This is a genomic window from Kitasatospora sp. NPDC101183 (assembly GCF_044767945.1).
In the GTDB taxonomy this organism is placed as follows: domain Bacteria; phylum Actinomycetota; class Actinomycetes; order Streptomycetales; family Streptomycetaceae; genus Kitasatospora.
Window position 1 is genome coordinate 59665 of the sequence record NZ_JBIWOW010000020.1, and the last position, 17791, is coordinate 77455.

General features: G+C 70.9%; 16 protein-coding genes. 6 read left to right on the top strand and 10 right to left on the bottom strand.

What is annotated here, in order from left to right:
- Positions 1-37: 37 nt before the first annotated feature.
- From rapZ to uvrA, 4 genes are all read right to left on the bottom strand, one after another.
- The gene (rapZ, locus tag ACIRRS_RS26710; protein WP_402975664.1) at positions 38-922 is read right to left on the bottom strand and encodes an RNase adapter RapZ; all 885 of its coding nucleotides are present in this window, start codon (positions 920-922) and stop codon (positions 38-40) included.
- 121 nt (positions 923-1043) lie between these two features.
- Entirely contained in the window at positions 1044-3083 is a 2040-nt protein-coding gene (gene uvrC / locus ACIRRS_RS26715) for an excinuclease ABC subunit UvrC (protein WP_402975666.1), read from the bottom strand.
- Positions 3084-3134: 51 nt separating this feature from the next.
- Complete coding sequence (locus ACIRRS_RS26720) at positions 3135-3578, bottom strand: Rieske (2Fe-2S) protein (protein ID WP_402975668.1); 444 nt, start codon at positions 3576-3578, stop codon at positions 3135-3137.
- 126 nt (positions 3579-3704) lie between these two features.
- On the bottom strand, positions 3705-6617 hold the full coding sequence (gene uvrA, locus ACIRRS_RS26725) for an excinuclease ABC subunit UvrA (protein ID WP_402975670.1): 2913 nt from the start codon (positions 6615-6617) through the stop codon (positions 3705-3707).
- A 290-nt stretch (positions 6618-6907) separates the two neighbouring features.
- Here uvrA and ACIRRS_RS26730 point away from each other — a divergent pair, with 290 nt between their 5' ends.
- The gene (locus tag ACIRRS_RS26730) at positions 6908-7612 is read left to right on the top strand and encodes a maleylpyruvate isomerase family mycothiol-dependent enzyme (protein ID WP_402975672.1); all 705 of its coding nucleotides are present in this window, start codon (positions 6908-6910) and stop codon (positions 7610-7612) included.
- A gap of 45 nt (positions 7613-7657) precedes the next feature.
- Positions 7658-8311, top strand: coding sequence for an MBL fold metallo-hydrolase (locus ACIRRS_RS26735; RefSeq protein WP_402975674.1), 654 nt, complete (start codon positions 7658-7660; stop codon positions 8309-8311).
- Positions 8312-8378: 67 nt separating this feature from the next.
- Here ACIRRS_RS26735 and ACIRRS_RS26740 read toward each other — a convergent pair whose 3' ends face one another.
- From ACIRRS_RS26740 to zapE, 6 genes are all read right to left on the bottom strand, one after another.
- Positions 8379-9356: a TerC family protein gene (locus ACIRRS_RS26740; protein ID WP_402975676.1), complete on the bottom strand. Its 978-nt coding sequence runs from the start codon at positions 9354-9356 to the stop codon at positions 8379-8381.
- Positions 9357-9572: 216 nt separating this feature from the next.
- Positions 9573-10151 (bottom strand): TerD family protein, encoded by a 579-nt coding sequence (locus ACIRRS_RS26745; RefSeq protein ID WP_402975678.1) that lies wholly within the window; start codon positions 10149-10151, stop codon positions 9573-9575.
- Between the two features lie 234 nt (positions 10152-10385).
- The gene (uvrB, locus tag ACIRRS_RS26750; RefSeq protein ID WP_402975680.1) at positions 10386-12476 is read right to left on the bottom strand and encodes an excinuclease ABC subunit UvrB; all 2091 of its coding nucleotides are present in this window, start codon (positions 12474-12476) and stop codon (positions 10386-10388) included.
- Positions 12477-12520: 44 nt separating this feature from the next.
- Entirely contained in the window at positions 12521-12829 is a 309-nt protein-coding gene (locus ACIRRS_RS26755) for a helix-turn-helix domain-containing protein (protein ID WP_402975682.1), read from the bottom strand.
- A 130-nt stretch (positions 12830-12959) separates the two neighbouring features.
- Positions 12960-13199, bottom strand: a complete 240-nt coding sequence (locus tag ACIRRS_RS26760) for a hypothetical protein (RefSeq protein ID WP_402975684.1) — start codon at positions 13197-13199, stop codon at positions 12960-12962.
- Positions 13200-13264: 65 nt separating this feature from the next.
- Positions 13265-14281: a cell division protein ZapE gene (gene zapE, locus ACIRRS_RS26765; protein WP_402975795.1), complete on the bottom strand. Its 1017-nt coding sequence runs from the start codon at positions 14279-14281 to the stop codon at positions 13265-13267.
- A gap of 183 nt (positions 14282-14464) precedes the next feature.
- On the opposite strand from zapE, the gene ACIRRS_RS26770 reads away from it, so the two are divergent.
- The 4 genes from ACIRRS_RS26770 (at position 14465) to msrB (ending at position 17716) form a co-directional block, all read left to right on the top strand.
- On the top strand, positions 14465-15250 hold the full coding sequence (locus ACIRRS_RS26770) for a pyrimidine reductase family protein (protein ID WP_402975686.1): 786 nt from the start codon (positions 14465-14467) through the stop codon (positions 15248-15250).
- A gap of 57 nt (positions 15251-15307) precedes the next feature.
- Positions 15308-15769 carry an indole-3-glycerol phosphate synthase gene (locus ACIRRS_RS26775; RefSeq protein WP_402975688.1) on the top strand — a complete coding sequence of 154 codons (462 nt, stop codon included), beginning with the start codon at positions 15308-15310 and terminating at the stop codon, positions 15767-15769.
- A gap of 117 nt (positions 15770-15886) precedes the next feature.
- Entirely contained in the window at positions 15887-17290 is a 1404-nt protein-coding gene (gene murC / locus ACIRRS_RS26780) for a UDP-N-acetylmuramate--L-alanine ligase (RefSeq protein WP_402975690.1), read from the top strand.
- 21 nt (positions 17291-17311) lie between these two features.
- Positions 17312-17716 carry a peptide-methionine (R)-S-oxide reductase MsrB gene (msrB, locus tag ACIRRS_RS26785; protein ID WP_402975692.1) on the top strand — a complete coding sequence of 135 codons (405 nt, stop codon included), beginning with the start codon at positions 17312-17314 and terminating at the stop codon, positions 17714-17716.
- Positions 17717-17791: the final 75 nt, after the last annotated feature.

Genomic DNA, 17791 nt, shown 5'->3' on the forward strand with positions numbered 1-17791 from the left:
ACCGGCTCCACCGGCGGCCCGGCGAGAAGGAGGCGGACTACTCCCGTCCCATGTCACGGTGGACGAGCACCGTCTCGACTCCGTCGGCGATGAGACGCTTGGTCAGACGCTCGGACATGGCGACGCTGCGGTGCTTGCCACCGGTGCAGCCTACGGCAAGCGTCATGTAGCGCTTCCCCTCGCGGCGGTAGCCCTCGGCGATGATGCGCAGCAGATCGGCGTAGCCGTCCAGGAACTCGTTGGCCCCGGGCTGCTGGAAGACGTAGTCGGCGACGTCCGCGTCCGTGCCCGTGCGGGCCCGCAGCTCGGGCACCCAGTGGGGGTTGGGCAGGAAGCGGCAGTCCACCACGAGGTCGGCGTCGACGGGCAGGCCGTACTTGAAGCCGAAGGACATCACGGTGGCGCGCAGCTCGGGCTCGTCGTGGTCGGCGAACTGGGCGTCGAGCTTGGCGCGCAGCTGGTGCACGTTGAGGTTGGAGGTGTCGATCACCAGGTCGGCCTCGCCGCGCAGGTCGCGCAGCAGGTCGCGCTCCTGGGCGATGCCGTCGACGATCCGGCCGTCCGCCTGGAGCGGGTGCGGGCGGCGCACGCTCTCGAAGCGGCGCACCAGGGCCTCGTCGGAGGAGTCGAGGAAGACGACCTGGAGGCGCACGCCCCGCTTCTCCAGCTCGTCGAGGGAGGTGAGGAGGTCGTCGAAGAACTGGCGGCCGCGCACGTCCACGACCACGCCGATCCTGGCGACGTTGCCCTGGGAGCGGGCGCCGAGGTCGACCATGGTCGGGATCAGGGCGGGCGGCAGGTTGTCGACCACGAACCAGCCGAGGTCCTCCAGGCACTTGGCCGCGGTGGAGCGGCCGGCTCCGGACATGCCGGAGATGATCACCAGCTCCGGCGCGTTCTCGGCCACGTCTGACACGGTCACTTCGGTTCCCCGCTCTCGGTCTTTCTACTGGGGAGGACGCGTACGGCCGCCGCGCGCTCCCTGGGCCCGTTCTGGCGGGCCGGGGCGGCGGATCGGGCCGGCTGACGGGCGGCGTCGACCGTCATGGCGTCTCCTGGGATGGTGCCTTCTGGGGTGCTGCGGCCACCGGCGCGGCAGTCTCGTCGACCCCGTCCTCGATGATCTCGCCGGTCGCGGTGTTGACCGCAGGTGCCGCGGGTGTACGGGACGACAACGCCGCCGCAACAGTCTCCGCCGTGCGGCGTCCGATGCCGGGTACCTCGCAGAGTTCGTCGACGGTGGCGGCCCGGAGCCTCTTCAGCGAGCCGAAGTGCTTGAGCAGCGCCCGGCGGCGAGTCTCTCCGAGGCCCGGGACGGAGTCCAGTTCCCCGGCGGTGAGTCGCTTGGAACGCTTGGCGCGCTGGTACGTGATCGCGAAGCGGTGGGCCTCGTCGCGCACCCGCTGGAGCAGGTAGAGGCCCTCGCTGGAGCGGGGCAGCACGACGGGGTCGTCCTCGCCGGGCAGCCAGACCTCCTCCAGGCGCTTGGCGAGGCCGCACAGGGCGACGTCGTCGATGCCCAGCTCGTCCAGGGCCCGCTTGGCTGCGGCGACCTGCGGCTGGCCGCCGTCGACGACCAGCAGCTGGGGCGGGTAGGCGAAGCGCTTGGGGCGGCCGTCCTCGGTGCGGGTGCCGTCCTCGGCCTGGTCGTCGTCCTCCTCGGGCACGGCCCACTCGCCGGTCTGCTCGCGCTCCTGGAGGTAGCGGCGGAAGCGGCGGCCGATGACCTCGTGCATCGAGCGGACGTCGTCCTGGCCGGCGAAGCCCTTGATCTGGAAGCGCCGGTACTCGCTCTTGCGGGCCAGGCCGTCCTCGAAGACGACCATGGACGCGACCACGTCCTCGCCCTGGAGGTGGGAGATGTCGTAGCACTCGATGCGCAGCGGGACGGAGTCCAGCTCCAGCGCGTCGGCGATCTCCTGGAGGGCGCGGCTGCGGGTGGTGAGGTCGGAGGCCCGCTTGGTCTTGTGCAGCGCCAGCGCCTGCTGGGCGTTGCGCTGCACGGTGGCCATGAGGTCCTTCTTGTCGCCGCGCTGCGGGATGCGCAGGTCGACCTGGCTGCCGCGCAGGGAGCCGAGCCAGTCCCGTATCGGGCCGGAGGGCTCGGGCAGGGCGGGCACCAGCACCTCGCGAGGGACGGACTCGCCGGAGCCGCCGTACAGCTGCTGGAGGGCGTGCTCGACGAGGCCGGGGGTGTCGACGTCCTCGACCTTGTCGGTGACCCAGCCGCGCTGGCCGCGCACCCGGCCGCCGCGGACGTGGAAGATCTGCACGGCGGCTTCGAGTTCGTCCTCGGCGACGGCCAGGAGGTCGGCGTCGGTGGCGTCGGTGAAGACGATGGCGTTCTTCTCCATCGCGCGCTTGAGGGCGCCGATGTCGTCGCGCAGCCGGGCCGCCTTCTCGTACTCCATCTCCTCGGCGGCCTCCTGCATCTCCGCCTCCAGGCGGCGCAGGAAGTTGCCGGTGCGTCCGGCCATGAAGTCGCAGAAGTCCTCGGCCAGCGCCCGGTGTTCCTCCTCGGTGACCTTGCCGACGCAGGGGGCGGCGCACTTGCCGATGTAGCCGAGCAGGCAGGGGCGGCCGACCTGCCGGGCGCGCTTGAAGACGCCGTTGGAGCAGGTGCGGACGGGGAAGACGCGCAGCAGCAGGTCGACGGTCTCGCGGATCGCCCAGGCGTGGCCGTACGGGCCGAAGTAGCGCACGCCCTTCTTGTGCGCGCCCCGCATGACCTGGACGCGCGGGTACTCCTCGTTGAGGGTGACGGCGAGTTCCGGATAGCTCTTGTCGTCGCGGTACTTGACGTTGAAGCGGGGGTCGAACTCCTTGATCCAGGAGTACTCCAGCTGCAGCGCCTCGACCTCGGTGCCGACGACCGTCCACTCCACCGAGGCGGCGGTGGTGACCATGGTCGCGGTGCGCGGGTGCAGGCCGGAGAGGTCCTGGAAGTAGGACGTCAGGCGCTGGCGGAGGTTCTTGGCCTTGCCGACGTAGATGACCCGGTCGTGGGCGTCGCGGAACTTGTAGACGCCCGGGGAGGTCGGGATCGCGCCCGGCGCCGGGCGGTAGGTGCTCGGGTCAGCCATGGGTCCACCGTACCGATTCCGGCTGGAGGGAGATCAACCAGATCAACTGCTTCAGCTCGCGGTCACCTTGAGGTTCCCGCCCTCGACGGCGACGGTGTAGGCGGGCAGCGGGCTGGGGGCCGGGCCCTCCTCGACGGAGCCGTCGGCGATGGAGAACCGGCTGCCGTGGCAGGGGCACTGGATCTGCAACTTCTTGACCTGGTCGACGACGCAGCCGGCGTGGGTGCACTTGGCGCTGAAGGCCTTGAACTGGCCCTCGGCGGGCTGGGTGACCACGATCTTCTGCTCGCGGAAGACCTTGCCGCCGCCGACCGGGACGTCGGTGGCCGGGCCGAGGTCCACCGGGCCCTTGGGGGCGCTGCTCCCGCCCGAGGAGGAGCCGCTCGACGAGCCGCAGCCGGTGAGCGCCACGGCGCCGCCGGCCGCCAGGACGGCCGCCCCGCAGAGCAGGGTGCGGCGGGAGGCGGCGGGGCTGGTCTCGGGGGCCTCGGACATCGGTGCGCTCCTGCTCGTCTCATCGGCTCGTCGGTCGGCGGCCCGGCTCGGGGCCGCCCGGAAGTCTATGACAGGCCCACGGGCCGGCCGCCCCTCCCGAGGGGGCGGCCGGCCCGTGGCGCGCGGCTACTTCTTCGCCGCGGCGGCCCGCTTGCGCGGCGCCTTCTTGGCGGGGGCGGCCACCGGGGCGTCCGCGAAGTCCCCCGGGAGGATGTCCCGCAGGAACTTGCCGGTGTGGCTCGCCGGGACGGCGGCGATCTGCTCCGGGGTGCCCTCGGCGACGATCGTGCCGCCGCCGGAGCCGCCCTCGGGGCCCATGTCGACGACCCAGTCGGCGGTCTTGATCACGTCGAGGTTGTGCTCGATCACGATCACCGTGTTGCCCTTGTCGACCAGACCGCTGAGCACCGTGATCAGCTTGCTGATGTCCTCGAAGTGCAGGCCGGTGGTGGGCTCGTCCAGCACGTAGACCGTCCGCCCGGTGGAGCGCTTCTGCAGCTCCGAGGCGAGCTTGACGCGCTGCGCCTCGCCGCCGGAGAGCGTCGGCGCGGACTGGCCGAGCCGGACGTAGCCGAGGCCGACGTCGTTGAGCGTGCGCAGGTGCCGGGCGATCGCCGGGACGGCCTCGAAGAAGGCCAGGCCCTCCTCGATCGGCATGTCCAGCACCTCGGCGATGGACTTGCCCTTGTAGTGGACCTCCAGCGTCTCCCGGTTGTACCGGGCGCCGTGGCAGACCTCGCACGGCACGTAGACGTCCGGCAGGAAGTTCATCTCGATCTTGATCGTGCCGTCGCCGGTGCAGTTCTCGCAGCGGCCGCCCTTGACGTTGAACGAGAACCGGCCCGGCAGGTACCCGCGGACCTTGGCCTCCTGCGTCTCGGCGAAGAGCCGGCGCACGTGGTCGAACACACCCGTGTACGTGGCCGGGTTGGAGCGCGGGGTGCGGCCGATCGGCGACTGATCGACGTGCACGACCTTGTCCACCAGGTCCGTCCCCGTGATCCGGGTGTGCCGGCCGGGCACGCTGCGAGCGCCGTTGAGCTCCCGGGCGAGGTGGGTGTACAGGATGTCGTTGACCAGCGTGGACTTGCCGGAGCCGGAGACGCCGGTGATCGCCGTGAGCGTCCCCAGCGGGAAGCCGACGGTGACGTCCCTGAGGTTGTGCTCGCGGGCGCCGTGGACCGTCAACTGCCGCTTCTTGTCCCGGTCGCGGCGCGTCTGCGGGATCGGGATGGAGCGCTTGCCGGAGAGGTACTGGCCCGTCAGCGACTCCTTGTTGGCGAGGAGTTCCTTGAGCGAGCCGGAGTGCACCACCTTGCCGCCGTGCTCGCCGGCGCCGGGGCCGATGTCCACCACCCAGTCCGCGGTCTTGATGGTGTCCTCGTCGTGCTCGACCACGATCAGGGTGTTGCCGATGTCGCGCAGGCGCACCAGCGTCTCGATCAGGCGGTGGTTGTCGCGCTGGTGCAGGCCGATGGACGGCTCGTCCAGCACGTACAGCACGCCGACCAGGCCGGAGCCGATCTGTGTGGCCAGCCGGATGCGCTGGGCCTCGCCGCCCGAGAGGGTGCCGGCCGCGCGGTCCAGCGAGAGGTAGTCCAGGCCGACGTCGACCAGGAAGCGCAGCCGCTCGTTGACCTCCTTGAGGACGCGCTCGGCGATCTGCTTGTCCCGGTCGTTGAGCTTCATCGCGCCCAGGAACTCGGAGCAGTCGCTGATCGACATCGAGGAGACGTCGGCGATCGACTTGTCCTGGACGGTGACGGCGAGCACCACCGGCTTGAGCCGGGTCCCGCGGCACGTCGGGCAGGGCACCTCGCGCATGTAGCCCTCGAAGCGCTCGCGGCTGCTGTCGCTCTCCGCCTCGGTGTGCCGGCGCTGGATGAACGGGACGGCGCCCTCGAAGCCCGTGCTGTACGAGCGCTCGCGGCCGAAGCGGGTGCGGTACTTCACCTGCACCTGGTGCTTGTGCCCGTACAGCAGCGCCTTCTTGGCGCGGGCGGGCAGCCCGGCCCAGGGGATGTCGGTGCGGAAGCCGAGCTCCTCGGCCAGCGCGTCGATCAGGCGGGCGTAGTACTCCTTCATGTGCCCGGCCGACCAGGGGTTGATCGCGCCCTCGGCGAGCGAGCGCTCCGGGTCGGGGACGACCAGCTCCGGGTCGACCTCCATCCGGTTGCCCAGGCCCGAGCAGTCCGGGCAGGCGCCGAAGGGCGAGTTGAAGGAGAACGAGCGCGGCTCCATCTCCTCGAACGACACGTCGTCGTACGGGCAGTAGAGGTGCTCGGAGTACATCCGCTCGCGCTCGGGGTCGTCCTCCGGGAGGTCGACGAAGTCGAGCACGACCATGCCGCCGGCCAGCCGCAGGGCCGTCTCCACCGAGTCGGTGAGGCGGCGCTTGGCGCTCTCCTTGACGGTGAGGCGGTCGATGACCACCTCGATGGTGTGCTTCTCCTGCTTCTTGAGCTTCGGCGGCTCGGCGAGCTGGATCGTCTCGCCGTCCACCCGGGCGCGGGAGTACCCCTTGGACTGCAGGTCGGCGAAGAGGTCGACGAACTCGCCCTTGCGCTCGCGCACCACCGGGCTGAGGACCTGGAAGCGGGTGCCCTCGGCGAGCTCCAGCACCTTGTCGACGACGGCCTGGGGCGACTGCTTGGCGATCGGGCGGCCGCAGTGCGGGCAGTGCGGCTTGCCGATGCGGGCGAACAGCAGGCGCAGGTAGTCGTAGACCTCGGTGATCGTGCCGACGGTCGAACGGGGGTTGCGGTTGGTGGACTTCTGGTCGATCGAGACGGCCGGGGAGAGGCCCTCGATGAAGTCCACGTCGGGCTTGTCCATCTGGCCCAGGAACTGGCGGGCGTAGGAGGACAGCGATTCGACGTAGCGGCGCTGGCCCTCGGCGAAGATCGTGTCGAAGGCGAGCGAGGACTTGCCGGAGCCGGAGAGGCCCGTGAAGACGATGAGGGAGTCGCGGGGCAGGTCGAGCGAGACGTTCTTGAGATTGTGCTCGCGTGCACCGCGGACGACGAGACGGTCGGCCACAGCTTCTGGCGCCTTTCTCCGGGACGAGACGGCTGGCTTCGGGGGCGGTTCTTCTGCGGTTCTTCTTCGCGGTTCTTCTTCAAGGATGCGGCAGCCAGCCTATAGCTCAGACGTTCGATTCTCGACTCTGTCCAGTCGAGTCCACCCGAACGAGTGAGGACGCCTCCCCGACCATTCGCACCCGGACCGAAAACCCCCTGCTCAGGGCGGTGGTTCGGCGATAGCGTCGACTGGTCAACGAGCGAACCCCCGTGTGGGCAACGCGCCCTCCCGTACCGAAGGCAGATCCGATGACCGACCCGCAGTCCGCCGCCGACTCCTGGCTGAAGCAGGTCGAGGAGGCCACCGCCCGCCTGCTCGCCACCCTCGCCGGGATGGACCCCGAGGCCGTCGCCGAGCCCTCCGGCCTCCCCGGCTGGACCCGTGGGCACGTGCTCGCCCACCTCGCCCGCAACGCCGACTCCCTGGTCAACCTGCTCCACGGGCTCCCCCAGTACGCCGGCGGCGAGGCCCGCGACGCCGACATCGAGCGCGACGCGCCCCGCCCCCTCGACGTCCACCTCGCCGACCTGCGCGACTCCCACGCCCGGTTCGCCGCCGCTGCCGCCGCGACGACGGCCGAGTTCTGGGGCAGCGAGGTCAGGCACCGCTCCGGCTACCTCTTCCCGGCGTACGAGATCCCGCTGAAGCGCCTGATCGAGCTGGAGTTCCACCACGTCGACCTCGCGGCCGGCTACACCCCGGCGCAGTGGCCGGAGGACTTCGCCCTCGCCCAGTTCCGCCGCCTCGCGGACAGCCTCGCCGACGAGGCCGACCTGCCCGCCGTCTCCCTCTCGTCGTCCGACACCGCCGACCGGGCCGTCATCGGCAGCGGCACCCCATCGGTGACCGTCAACGCCCCCGTCCGCGCCCTCGCCGCCTGGCTCTCCGGCCGCTCCGACGGCACCGACCTCCGCGCCGACGCCCCGCTCCCCCAGCTTCCCCCGATGGGCTGAGGGCGCGAGGATGATCCCAGGAGCGACTGGAGAGGGAGCGGACGAATGACGTACCACGGAGCGGTCAAGGTCGGCGGACCGCCGGACGTGCGGGAGCTGGCCCACCTGATCATCACCAAGGTGGCCGTCGGCCCGTTCGACAACAACGCCTACCTGCTGCGCTGCCGGGCCACCGACGAGCAGCTGCTGATCGACGCGGCGGCCGACGCGGCGGTGCTGCTGGAGACCGTCGGCGACGACCTGGAGACGGTCGTCACCACCCACCGCCACCACGACCACTGGGGCGCCCTCGCCGAGGTGGTCGCCACCACCGGCGCCCGCACCGCCGCCGGGGAGCACGACGCGGAGGGCATCGACGTCCCCACCGAGCTGCTGCTCGCGGACGGCGACGTCCTGCGCGTCGGCGACGTCGAGCTCACCGTCCGCCACCTGGTCGGCCACACCCCGGGCGCCGTCGTGCTGATCTACGACGACCCCCAGGGCCACCCCCACGTCTTCACCGGCGACTGCCTCTTCCCCGGCGGCGTCGGCAACACCTGGGGCGACCCGGAGGCGTTCAGGACCCTCTACCGCGACGTCACCGAGAAGGTCTTCACCCCCCTCCCCGACGAGGCCTGGGTCTACCCCGGCCACGGCAACGACACCACCCTCGGCACCGAGCGCCCCCACCTGGAGGAGTGGCGCGAGCGCGGCTGGTGAGCCCCGCACAGCACGAGGGCCCCGCCGCCGGATCGCATCCGGCGGCGGGGCCCGTACGTGGTGCGGGTCAGGCGTCGAGCTTCTCGCGCTCGGCCTCCTGCTGCTTCTTGGAGGCCATCAGGCTGGTCACCGTGGTGACGGCCAGGACCAGGACGATGACGCCCAGGGAGACCGGGATGCCGATCTCCGGGGCCCAGCTCGCGCCGGCCTCGTGAGCGGCGTGGAGGACCAGCTTCACGCCGATGAAGCCGAGGATCACCGAGAGGCCGTAGCTCAGGTGGACCAGCTTCTTCAGCAGGCCGCCGATCAGGAAGTACAGCTGGCGCAGGCCCATCAGGGCGAACGCGTTGGCCGTGAAGACGATGTACGGGTCCTGGGTGAGGCCGAAGATGGCCGGAATCGAGTCGAGGGCGAACAGCACGTCCGTGGTGCCGATCGCCAGCATCACGATCAGCATCGGGGTGATCAGCCGGCGCCCGCCCTCGCGGACGATCAGCTTGGTGCCCCGGTAGTCCTCGGTCGCGGGGAAGCGCCGGGTGATCGACTTGAGGACGCGGTTCTCCTCGAACTCCTCGTCCTCGTCGTCGGCACGGGCCTCCTTGATCAGCTTCCAGGCCGTCCAGATCAGGAAGGCGCCGAAGATGAAGAACACCCAGGAGAACTGCGAGACCAACGCCGCGCCGCCGGCGATGAAGACCGCCCGCAGCACCAGGGCGATGATCACGCCGAACATCAGCACGCGCTGCTGGTAGATCCGGGGCACCGCGAACTTGCCCATGATCAGGATGAACACGAAGAGGTTGTCGACACTGAGCGACTTCTCGGTGATGTACCCGGCGAAGAACTCACCGGCCGGCTGCGCGCCGGAGTGCCACCAGAGGAAGCCGCCGAAGAGCACTGCGAGGGCCACCCAGACGGCCGTCCAGATGCCGGCCTCCTTGAGGGAGACCTCGTGCGGCTTACGCCCTCCGATGAAGAAGTCCGCCACGATCAGTGCGATCAACACACCGACCGTGGTGGCCCACATGGTCATGGAAACGTCCACTACTGCTCCTCCGGCAGGTAGGCGAGACAGTCATCGTCACTGCCGGAGGTCTCTTCCGCCCATCGGGCCAGCGCCCCGGAGTACCGCGACGGGCACTCGTGATGACGGGGTCGGCTGTCGAGGAATACTCCCCTCCGCTGCCAGGAAGAGTAACAGGAAGGCAAAGAAAGGTAAAGAAGGTAAAGGAACGCCAAGGCTCCCGAGAGTCCGCGGGCCTCAGAGGAACGGCTCGATGGCCGGCAGAAGGTCCTGGAAGGTCCGCCCCTTCGCCGGGGCGCCGATGGCCTGCATCATCCAGCCGCCCTCGCCGTCGCGGAACACCTTCGCCATGATCTGCCCGGTGTGCGGCCCGCCGCCCGCCAGCTCGTAGCGGGCCAGCTCCTCGCCCGTCGTCTCGTCGACCAGCCGGCAGTGCGCCTTGCGGACCTCCGCGAAGGTCTGGCCGGTGTACGAGCTCACGGTGAACACCACCTGGGTGATGTGCGCCGGCACGTGCAGCAGGTCGACGAGGATCGCCTCGTCGTCCGCGTCCCCCGAGCCGCCCTCCAGGTTGTCCCCGGTGTGGCGCACGGAGCCGTCCGTGGACTCCAGGTGCTGGAAGAACACCACGTCCGAGGGCGTCCGCTCGGCGTAGAGCAGCGCCGAGGCGTCCAGGTCGATCTTGCGGGTACGGCTGCCGAACAGGCCCCGCTTGGGGGCGGCCTCCCAGCCCAGGCCCATCCGGACCACGGCCAGGGAGGTGCCCGTCCCCTTCCGGAGGCTGACCTGCTGGCCCTTGGCCAGGTTCACGGACACGGCGTTGTCCTCTCTGCACGGCCGCGCGGCGGGCCGCCCGGCGTCACGGTGGAACACCCCGTTGCCGTCCCCCGGCTGAGGCCCCCTCTTCTGCAAGGCCCGCGCCCGTCCCGAGGGTGCGATGCCGCAGGCCAGCCTAGGGCCTGCGGACCGCTCTCCCCCCTCGGGTTTCCCCATTTGTGGCAAGCCTGAGACACCTCTGGGCTTGACCGGTTTCGGTTCGCCCGCGAGCGGCTACGCCACCCCGGCCTCGCGCATCTGCCGCAGCTCCCTCTTCAACTCCTTGACCTCGTCGCGCAGTCGCGCCGCCACCTCGAACTGCAGGTCCGCGGCGGCCCGGTGCATCCGGTCGGTCATCTCCTGGATGAGGTCGGCGAGTTCGGCTGCCGGCAGGGACTTGGCGGGCTTGCGCTCCGAACCCAGCGCCGGCACAGGGGCCTTGCCCTTGCCGGAGCCGCGGTACCCGGTGGAGAGCAGCTCCTCGGTGTCCACGTCCTCACGGGTGAGGGTGTCCAGGATGTCGCCGATCTTCTTGCGCAGCGGCTGCGGGTCGATGCCGTGCTCCTTGTTGTACGCCTGCTGCACGGCCCGGCGGCGGTTGGTCTCCTCGATCGCCTTCTCCATCGAGGGGGTGATCCGGTCCGCGTACATGTGCACCTGGCCGGAGACGTTGCGGGCCGCGCGGCCGATCGTCTGGATGAGCGAGGTGCCGGAGCGCAGGAAGCCCTCCTTGTCCGCGTCCAGGATCGCCACCAGCGACACCTCGGGCAGGTCGAGGCCCTCGCGCAGCAGGTTGATGCCGACGAGCACGTCGTACCGGCCGGCGCGCAGCTCGCGCAGCAGCTCGACGCGGCGCAGGGTGTCCACGTCGCTGTGCAGGTACCGGACGCGGATGTCGAGGCCGAGCATGTAGTCGGTGAGGTCCTCGGCCATCTTCTTGGTGAGCGTGGTGACGAGCACGCGCTCGTCCCGCTCGACCCGCTTGCGGACCTCGTGCACCAGGTCGTCGATCTGGCCCTCGGTCGGCTTGACGATCACCTCGGGGTCGATCAGGCCGGTCGGGCGGATGATCTGCTGCACCTGGCCGTCGCCGCGCGAGAGTTCGTACGGGCCGGGCGTCGCCGACAGGTAGACGGTCTGGCCGATGCGCTCCAGGAACTCCTCCCACTTGAGCGGGCGGTTGTCCATCGCGGAGGGCAGCCGGAAGCCGTGCTCGACGAGGGTCCGCTTGCGCGAGGCGTCGCCCTCGTACATCGCGCCGATCTGCGGGACGGTGACGTGCGACTCGTCGATGACGAGCAGGAAGTCCTCGGGGAAGTAGTCGAGCAGGGTGTTCGGCGGGGAGCCGGGCTCGCGGCCGTCGAAGTGCATCGAGTAGTTCTCGACGCCGGAGCAGGTGCCGATCTGGCGCAGCATCTCGATGTCGTAGGTGGTGCGCATCCGCAGCCGCTGGGCCTCCAGCAGCTTGCCCTGCTTCTCCATCCGCGCGAGCGACTGCTCCAGCTCCGTCTCGATGCCGTTGATCGCGCGCTCCATGCGCTCGGGGCCGGCGACGTAGTGCGTGGCGGGGAAGACGTGGATCGACTCGTCCTGGCTGATGATCTCGCCGGTGAGCGGGTGCAGGGTGTAGAGCGCCTCGATCTCGTCGCCGAACATCTCGATGCGGACGGCGAGTTCCTCGTACACCGGGAAGATCTCGATGGTGTCCCCGCGCACCCGGAAGGTGCCGCGGGTGAAGGCCACGTCGTTGCGGGCGTACTGGATGTCGACGAAGCGGCGCAGCAGGTCGTCCCGGTCGATCTCCTCGCCGACCTTGAGCCGGACCATCCGGTCCACGTACTCCTGCGGCGTGCCGAGGCCGTAGATGCAGGAGACGGAGGCGACCACGATCACGTCGCGCCGGGTGAGCAGCGAGTTGGTGGCCGAGTGGCGCAGCCGCTCGACCTCCTCGTTGATCGAGGAGTCCTTCTCGATGTAGGTGTCCGTCTGGGGGACGTACGCCTCGGGTTGGTAGTAGTCGTAGTACGAGACGAAGTACTCGACGGCGTTGTTCGGCAGCAGCTCGCGGAACTCGTTCGCCAGCTGCGCGGCCAGCGTCTTGTTCGGCGCCATCACCAGGGTGGGGCGCTGCAGCTTCTCGATCATCCACGCCGTGGTGGCCGACTTGCCGGTACCGGTGGCGCCCAGCAGGACGACGTCCTTCTCCCCTCCCCGAATGCGCCGCTCCAGCTCGGCGATGGCCGCCGGCTGGTCTCCGTTGGGCTGGAAGGGACTGACGACCTCGAAGGGCGCCACGGACCGCTCAATACTCGTGATGGGACGCACGCATCAACCGTACGACCCACCACCGACAAGCGTGGCCGGATCGGTCAGGCCGCGTGCGCCTCGAACCTGATCGCGGGCTCGCGGGCGGGGTCGATGCGCACGGCGGCGTCGAAGGCCGCGGCGAGGCGCTCGATCAGCGGCAGCGTCGGGTCGAGGCCGCTCTCCTCGATGCTCTCCACGGTCTCCTCGTCCAGGCCGGCCTTCTCGGCGAGTTGCTCGACCGTCCACCCGAGCGCGGAACGGCGGGCGTACACGGCCTCGGCCAGCGCCATCCGCCGCCCGGCCGCCCGGTACTCCTCGCTCTCGCGGTGCTCCGGCGGTACGACCCAACGGGTGTGGTAGCCGCTGCTCATCGCTCCTCCTCGTCCCTGTCGTAGAACTCGTGATCGCCGGCCGGACCGTGCTCGGCCTCGCACAGCTTCTGAGCTCGGCGGGCGCGCTCGACCTCGTCCGTCTCGCGGTTCCTAGTCTTGCGGAAGACGGTCAGGAGCACAGCCCTTCGCCCGGGGGCGAGCCAGTACGTGACCCGGTTCGGCCCGATCCGCAGTTCCCGCAGGGGCCGCCCAAGTGGCTGGCCAGCGGGAACGGCAGCAGCTCGCCGTCCTCGGCGAGGCGGTCCGCGGCACGCTCGGCCGCGCGGTACTCGGCGAGCGAGCAGCCGCGCAGCCAGGTGCGAACCTCGGGCTCGACCTCGATGCCGTACCGTGCCCGATCTCCGGTCATGCGTCCCCCTCTTCCCCACTCTTCCCCACGCAGGGGAACGCTCGACCGGGGCGGAGGTTACGCGGTCACGCCTTGGCGCTGTCCCGGGCGAGGGCGACGAGGCGGGATATGGCGCGGAGGTACTTCTTGCGGTAGCCGCCGCGGAGCATGTCCTCGGGGAAGACCTGGTCGAAGGGGAGGCCGGAGGCGGTGATGGGGAGTTCGCGGTCGTACATGCGGTCGGCGAGGACGACCAGGCGCAGGGCGGTGGACTGGTCGTCGACCTGGTGCACGCCGCGCAGGTGGACGGCGGTGACGTCGTCCAGCAGGGCGCCGTAGCGGCTGGGGTGGACGGCGGAGAGGTGGGCGAGGAGGGCGTCGAAGTCGTCCAGGGAGGCGCCCGGGGTGCGGGTGGCGGCGGCTTCCACGGCCTCGTCGGTGTAGGGCGGCGGGGCGGCGGGCAGGCCGCGGTGGCGGTAGTCCTGGCCGTCGATGCGCATCGGGCGGAAGTGGGCGGACAGGCCCTGGATCTCGCGCAGGAAGTCGGCGGCGGCGAAGCGGCCCTCGCCGAGCTTCTCGGGCAGGGTGTTGGAGGTCGCGCAGAGCTTGACGCCGTTGTCGACGAGGCGGCCGAGCAGGGTGGAGACGAGGACGGTGTCGCCCGGGTCGTCCAGCTCGAACTCGTCGATGCAGAGGAGGGTGTGCCCGGAGAGGGTCCGGACGGCCTGCTGGAAGCCGAGCGCGCCGACGAGGTTGGTCAGCTCGACGAAGGTGCCGAAGGCCTTGGGGCCGGGGGCGGCGTGCCAGAGCGAGGCGAGCAGGTGGGTCTTGCCGACGCCGTAGCCGCCGTCGAGGTAGACGCCGGCCGGGCCGGTGGGCGCGGGGGCGCTGCGGCGGAACCAGCCGCGCTTGGGTGCGGAACCGTTTCCCCTGCCGAGGGTGGTCGCGAACTGCTCCAGGACCTGCACGGCCTCGTACTGGCTGGGCTGGGTCTGGTCCGGGATGTACGTCCCGAAGCTCACCTGGGAGAAGCGCGGCGGCGGGACCATCTCGGCGACCAGGCGCTCGGCGGGCACCACCGGGCGGCGGGCGGTCAGCGCGATCGGCGAACCGGACGTCGGCTGCGGCGAACCGGGCTGCGGGGAACCGGGCTGCGGCGGGCCGTCCGGGCTCGCGGCGGCTATCGGATCGGCGTCGGCGGTGGGGCGGGAGGCTGCGGGCACATCAGTAGAGGGTACGCCTGCCCGGATGGGCCCCGGCACGACCTCCGGTGGAAGACTTGGGGCATGCAGCTGCTGATCAACCCGCTCGACCGGCCCGTCGACGATCCGTCCTCCCTGGGGGGCCTGTCCGCCCTCTACGCGTACCCCGACCAGGTGAATCGGGGTTTGCCCTGGCTGCGCGCCAACATGGTCGCCGGGCTGGACGGCGGGGCGAAGCTCGACGGTGTGTCCGAGGGCCTGTCCGGGGACGCCGACAAGCGGATCTTCGGCGTGCTGCGGGCCCTGTCGGACGTGGTGCTGGTCGGCGCGCAGACCGTCCGCACCGAGGGCTACCGCCCGGCCCGGGCCCGTACGGAGTTCGTGGCCGCCCGGGCGGCGGCGGGGCAGGCCCCGGCCCCGGCGATCGCCGTCGTGACCCGCTCGCTGGAGCTGGACCTGACCGCGCCGCTGTTCACCGGACCGCTGGTCAGGACGGTGGTGATCACCGTCGAGGACGCCCCCGAGGAGCGCCGCCGGGCCGTCGCCGAGGTGGCCGACCTGGTGCTCGCCGGGCGCGGCTCGGTGGACCTGCGGGCGGGCGTGGCGGCCCTGGTCGAGCGGGGCTGGACGCGGCTGCTGAGCGAGGGCGGCCCCCGGCTGCTGGGGCAGCTGGCCTCGGCCGGTCTGCTGGACGAACTGTGCCTGTCACTGGCCCCGCTGATCACGGGCGGCGACGCGCCGAGGATCATCCACGATGCGGAAATGCCTGACGTGCAGCGGATGCGGCTGGTCTCATTGATCGAGCAGAAAGGATTCCTCTTCACCCGCTACCTGCGTCACCCGGGTTCGGAACACCCCGTGACCCCCTGATCGTGATCCCGTTATGCGATGCCGGGGCCCGGGGGCCGGCCACTGGAAGGGACTCACGTGTTCAAGACGGTACTGATGATCGAGAAGGCTCTCTCCGACGCGGACGTGGAGCTCGTCACCACGCTCCACAGCGACGAGAAGGTGTCCTTCGTCGTCCTGATGCAGCCGCGCGGCAAGCAGGACGAACTGCTGCGGGCGCTCGACGACGTCGCCCTCGGCCACCTGGACAAGGTGGTGCACGAGCACGACGAGTCCGAGAGCGGCCCGACCGTGGCCACCGAATCGCTGGAGCACAGCCTGCGCCACCTGCGCGCGGCCGGGGCCGAGGCGATCGGCGAACTGGTGGAGGACAAGCCCCTGGAGCGCCTGCGCGAGGTGGTCCGGAAGCAGGAGGCGGACGAGGTGGTCGTGCTCACCTCCCCGCACTTCGTCGAGGAGTTCTTCCACCGCGACTGGGCCTCCCAGGCCCGGCACAAGGTCGGTGTCCCGGTGCTCAGGCTCTTCGCCAGCGACTCCTGACTCTCGGCACCGGTGGTGCAGAATCGTCCTTGCGGCCGGTCCGCGAGGACGATTCGCATCTGGCCCGACCCGCCCGCACCCAGCCCCCGCCCAGCCTCGCCCGTACGGAGCCCAGCCTTGAACGACGCCGCGCACGACCTGCACGCCCCGCACTTCATCGGCATCGGCGGCGCCGGCATGTCCGGCCTGGCGAAGATCCTCGCGGTCCGCGGCGCCAGCGTCTCCGGCAGCGACTCCAAGGAGTCCGAGACCGTCCTCGCGCTGCGCGCCCTCGGTGCCACCGTGCACGTCGGCCACGCCGCCGAGCACGTGCCGGACGGCGCCAGCAGCATCGTCGTCTCCAGCGCCATCCGCGCCGACAACCCGGAGCTGGCCGCCGCCCGCGAACGCGGCATCCCGGTCGTGCACCGCTCCGACGCGCTGGCCGCGCTCATGGGCGGGCGCCGCGCCCTGGCCGTCGCCGGCACCCACGGCAAGACCACCACCACCAGCATGCTGGCCGTCGCCCTCGGCGAGCTGGGCCTCGACCCGTCCTACGCCATCGGCGGCGACCTCGACGCGCCCGGCTCCAACGCCCACCACGGCGTCGGCGAGATCTTCGTCGCCGAGGCCGACGAGAGCGACCGCAGCTTCCACAAGTACGCGCCCGAGGTGGCGATCGTGCTCAACGTGGAGCTCGACCACCACGCCAACTACGCCTCGATCGACGAGATCCACGAGTCCTTCGAGACCTTCGTCGCCCGGATCGTCCCCGGCGGCACCCTGGTCGTCTCCGCCGACCACGAGGGCGCGCGCGAGCTGACCGCCCGCGTCACGGGCCGCGAGGGCCTCAACGTCGTGACGGTCGGCGCCGCCGAGGACGCCGACCTGCGCGTCCTGTCGGTCGTCCCGCGCGGAATGACCAGCGAGGTCACCGTCCTGCTGGACGGTGCCGAGCTGACCTTCACCGTCTCGGTGCCCGGCCGCCACTACGCCCACAACGCCGTCGCCGCCCTCGCCGCCGCCCGCGCCCTCGGCGTCCCGGCCGCGGACCTCGCCAAGGCCCTCGGCGCCTACACCGGCGTGCGCCGCCGCCTCCAGCTCAAGGGCGAGGCCGGCGGCGTCCAGGTGATCGACTCCTACGCCCACCACCCCACCGAGATGACCGCCGACCTGGAGGCCATCCGCGAGGCCACCGAAGGCCGCGTCCTCGTCGTCTTCCAGCCCCACCTGTTCAGCCGCACCCAGCAGCTCGCCGAGGAGATGGGCGCCGCCCTCGCCCTCGCCGACGCCTCCGTCGTCCTCGACATCTACCCGGCCCGCGAGGACCCGATCCCCGGCGTCACCAGCGAGCTGATCATCGACGCCGCCCGCCGTGCCGACGCCGACGTCACCCCCGAGCACGACTTCGCCGCCGCCCCCGCCCTGCTCGCGGGCCTCGCCCGCCCCGGCGACCTGCTGCTCACCATGGGCGCGGGGGACGTCACCAACCTCGGCCCCGAAATTCTGAAGCACCTCGCGAACGTTGCCTCCAACGTCTGACCTTCGCTTTCAGGAGCCGTGATGAGCTACGAGATCGAGAAGACCGACGCCGATTGGCGCGCCCAGCTCAGCCCCGAGGAGTACCACGTCCTCCGCGAGGCGGGCACCGAACGCCCCTTCGTCGGCGAGTACACCGACACCAAGACCGTCGGCGTCTACAGCTGCCGCGCCTGCGGGACCGAACTGTTCAGCTCCGAGACCAAGTTCGACAGCCACTGCGGCTGGCCGTCCTACTACGCCCCCCTCGCCGAGGACCGCGTCCAGTACATCGAGGACACGACGCTCGGCATGCGCCGCGTCGAAGTCCGCTGCGCGAAGTGCGGCGGCCACCTCGGCCACGTCTTCGACGGCGAGGGCTACGGCACCCCGACGGACCAGCGGTACTGCATCAACAGCATCTCCCTGACCCTGAAGCCCGCCGAGTAGCCCTTTGCGACAGCGGGGCCGTGGAAGCATCCACGGCCCCGCTACGCTGAGCGGATGGATCGGGCGGCAGCGGCT

Coding starts and splice junctions, on each gene's coding strand:
- uvrC (WP_402975666.1), bottom strand. CDS start 3,083: ATGGCTGACCCGAGCACCTACCGCCCGGCGCCGGGCGCGATCCCGACC.
- ACIRRS_RS26720 (WP_402975668.1), bottom strand. CDS start 3,578: ATGTCCGAGGCCCCCGAGACCAGCCCCGCCGCCTCCCGCCGCACCCTG.
- ACIRRS_RS26730 (WP_402975672.1), top strand. CDS start 6,908: ATGACCGACCCGCAGTCCGCCGCCGACTCCTGGCTGAAGCAGGTCGAG.
- ACIRRS_RS26735 (WP_402975674.1), top strand. CDS start 7,658: ATGACGTACCACGGAGCGGTCAAGGTCGGCGGACCGCCGGACGTGCGG.
- ACIRRS_RS26755 (WP_402975682.1), bottom strand. CDS start 12,829: ATGAGCAGCGGCTACCACACCCGTTGGGTCGTACCGCCGGAGCACCGC.
- ACIRRS_RS26760 (WP_402975684.1), bottom strand. CDS start 13,199: ATGACCGGAGATCGGGCACGGTACGGCATCGAGGTCGAGCCCGAGGTT.
- ACIRRS_RS26770 (WP_402975686.1), top strand. CDS start 14,465: ATGCAGCTGCTGATCAACCCGCTCGACCGGCCCGTCGACGATCCGTCC.
- msrB (WP_402975692.1), top strand. CDS start 17,312: ATGAGCTACGAGATCGAGAAGACCGACGCCGATTGGCGCGCCCAGCTC.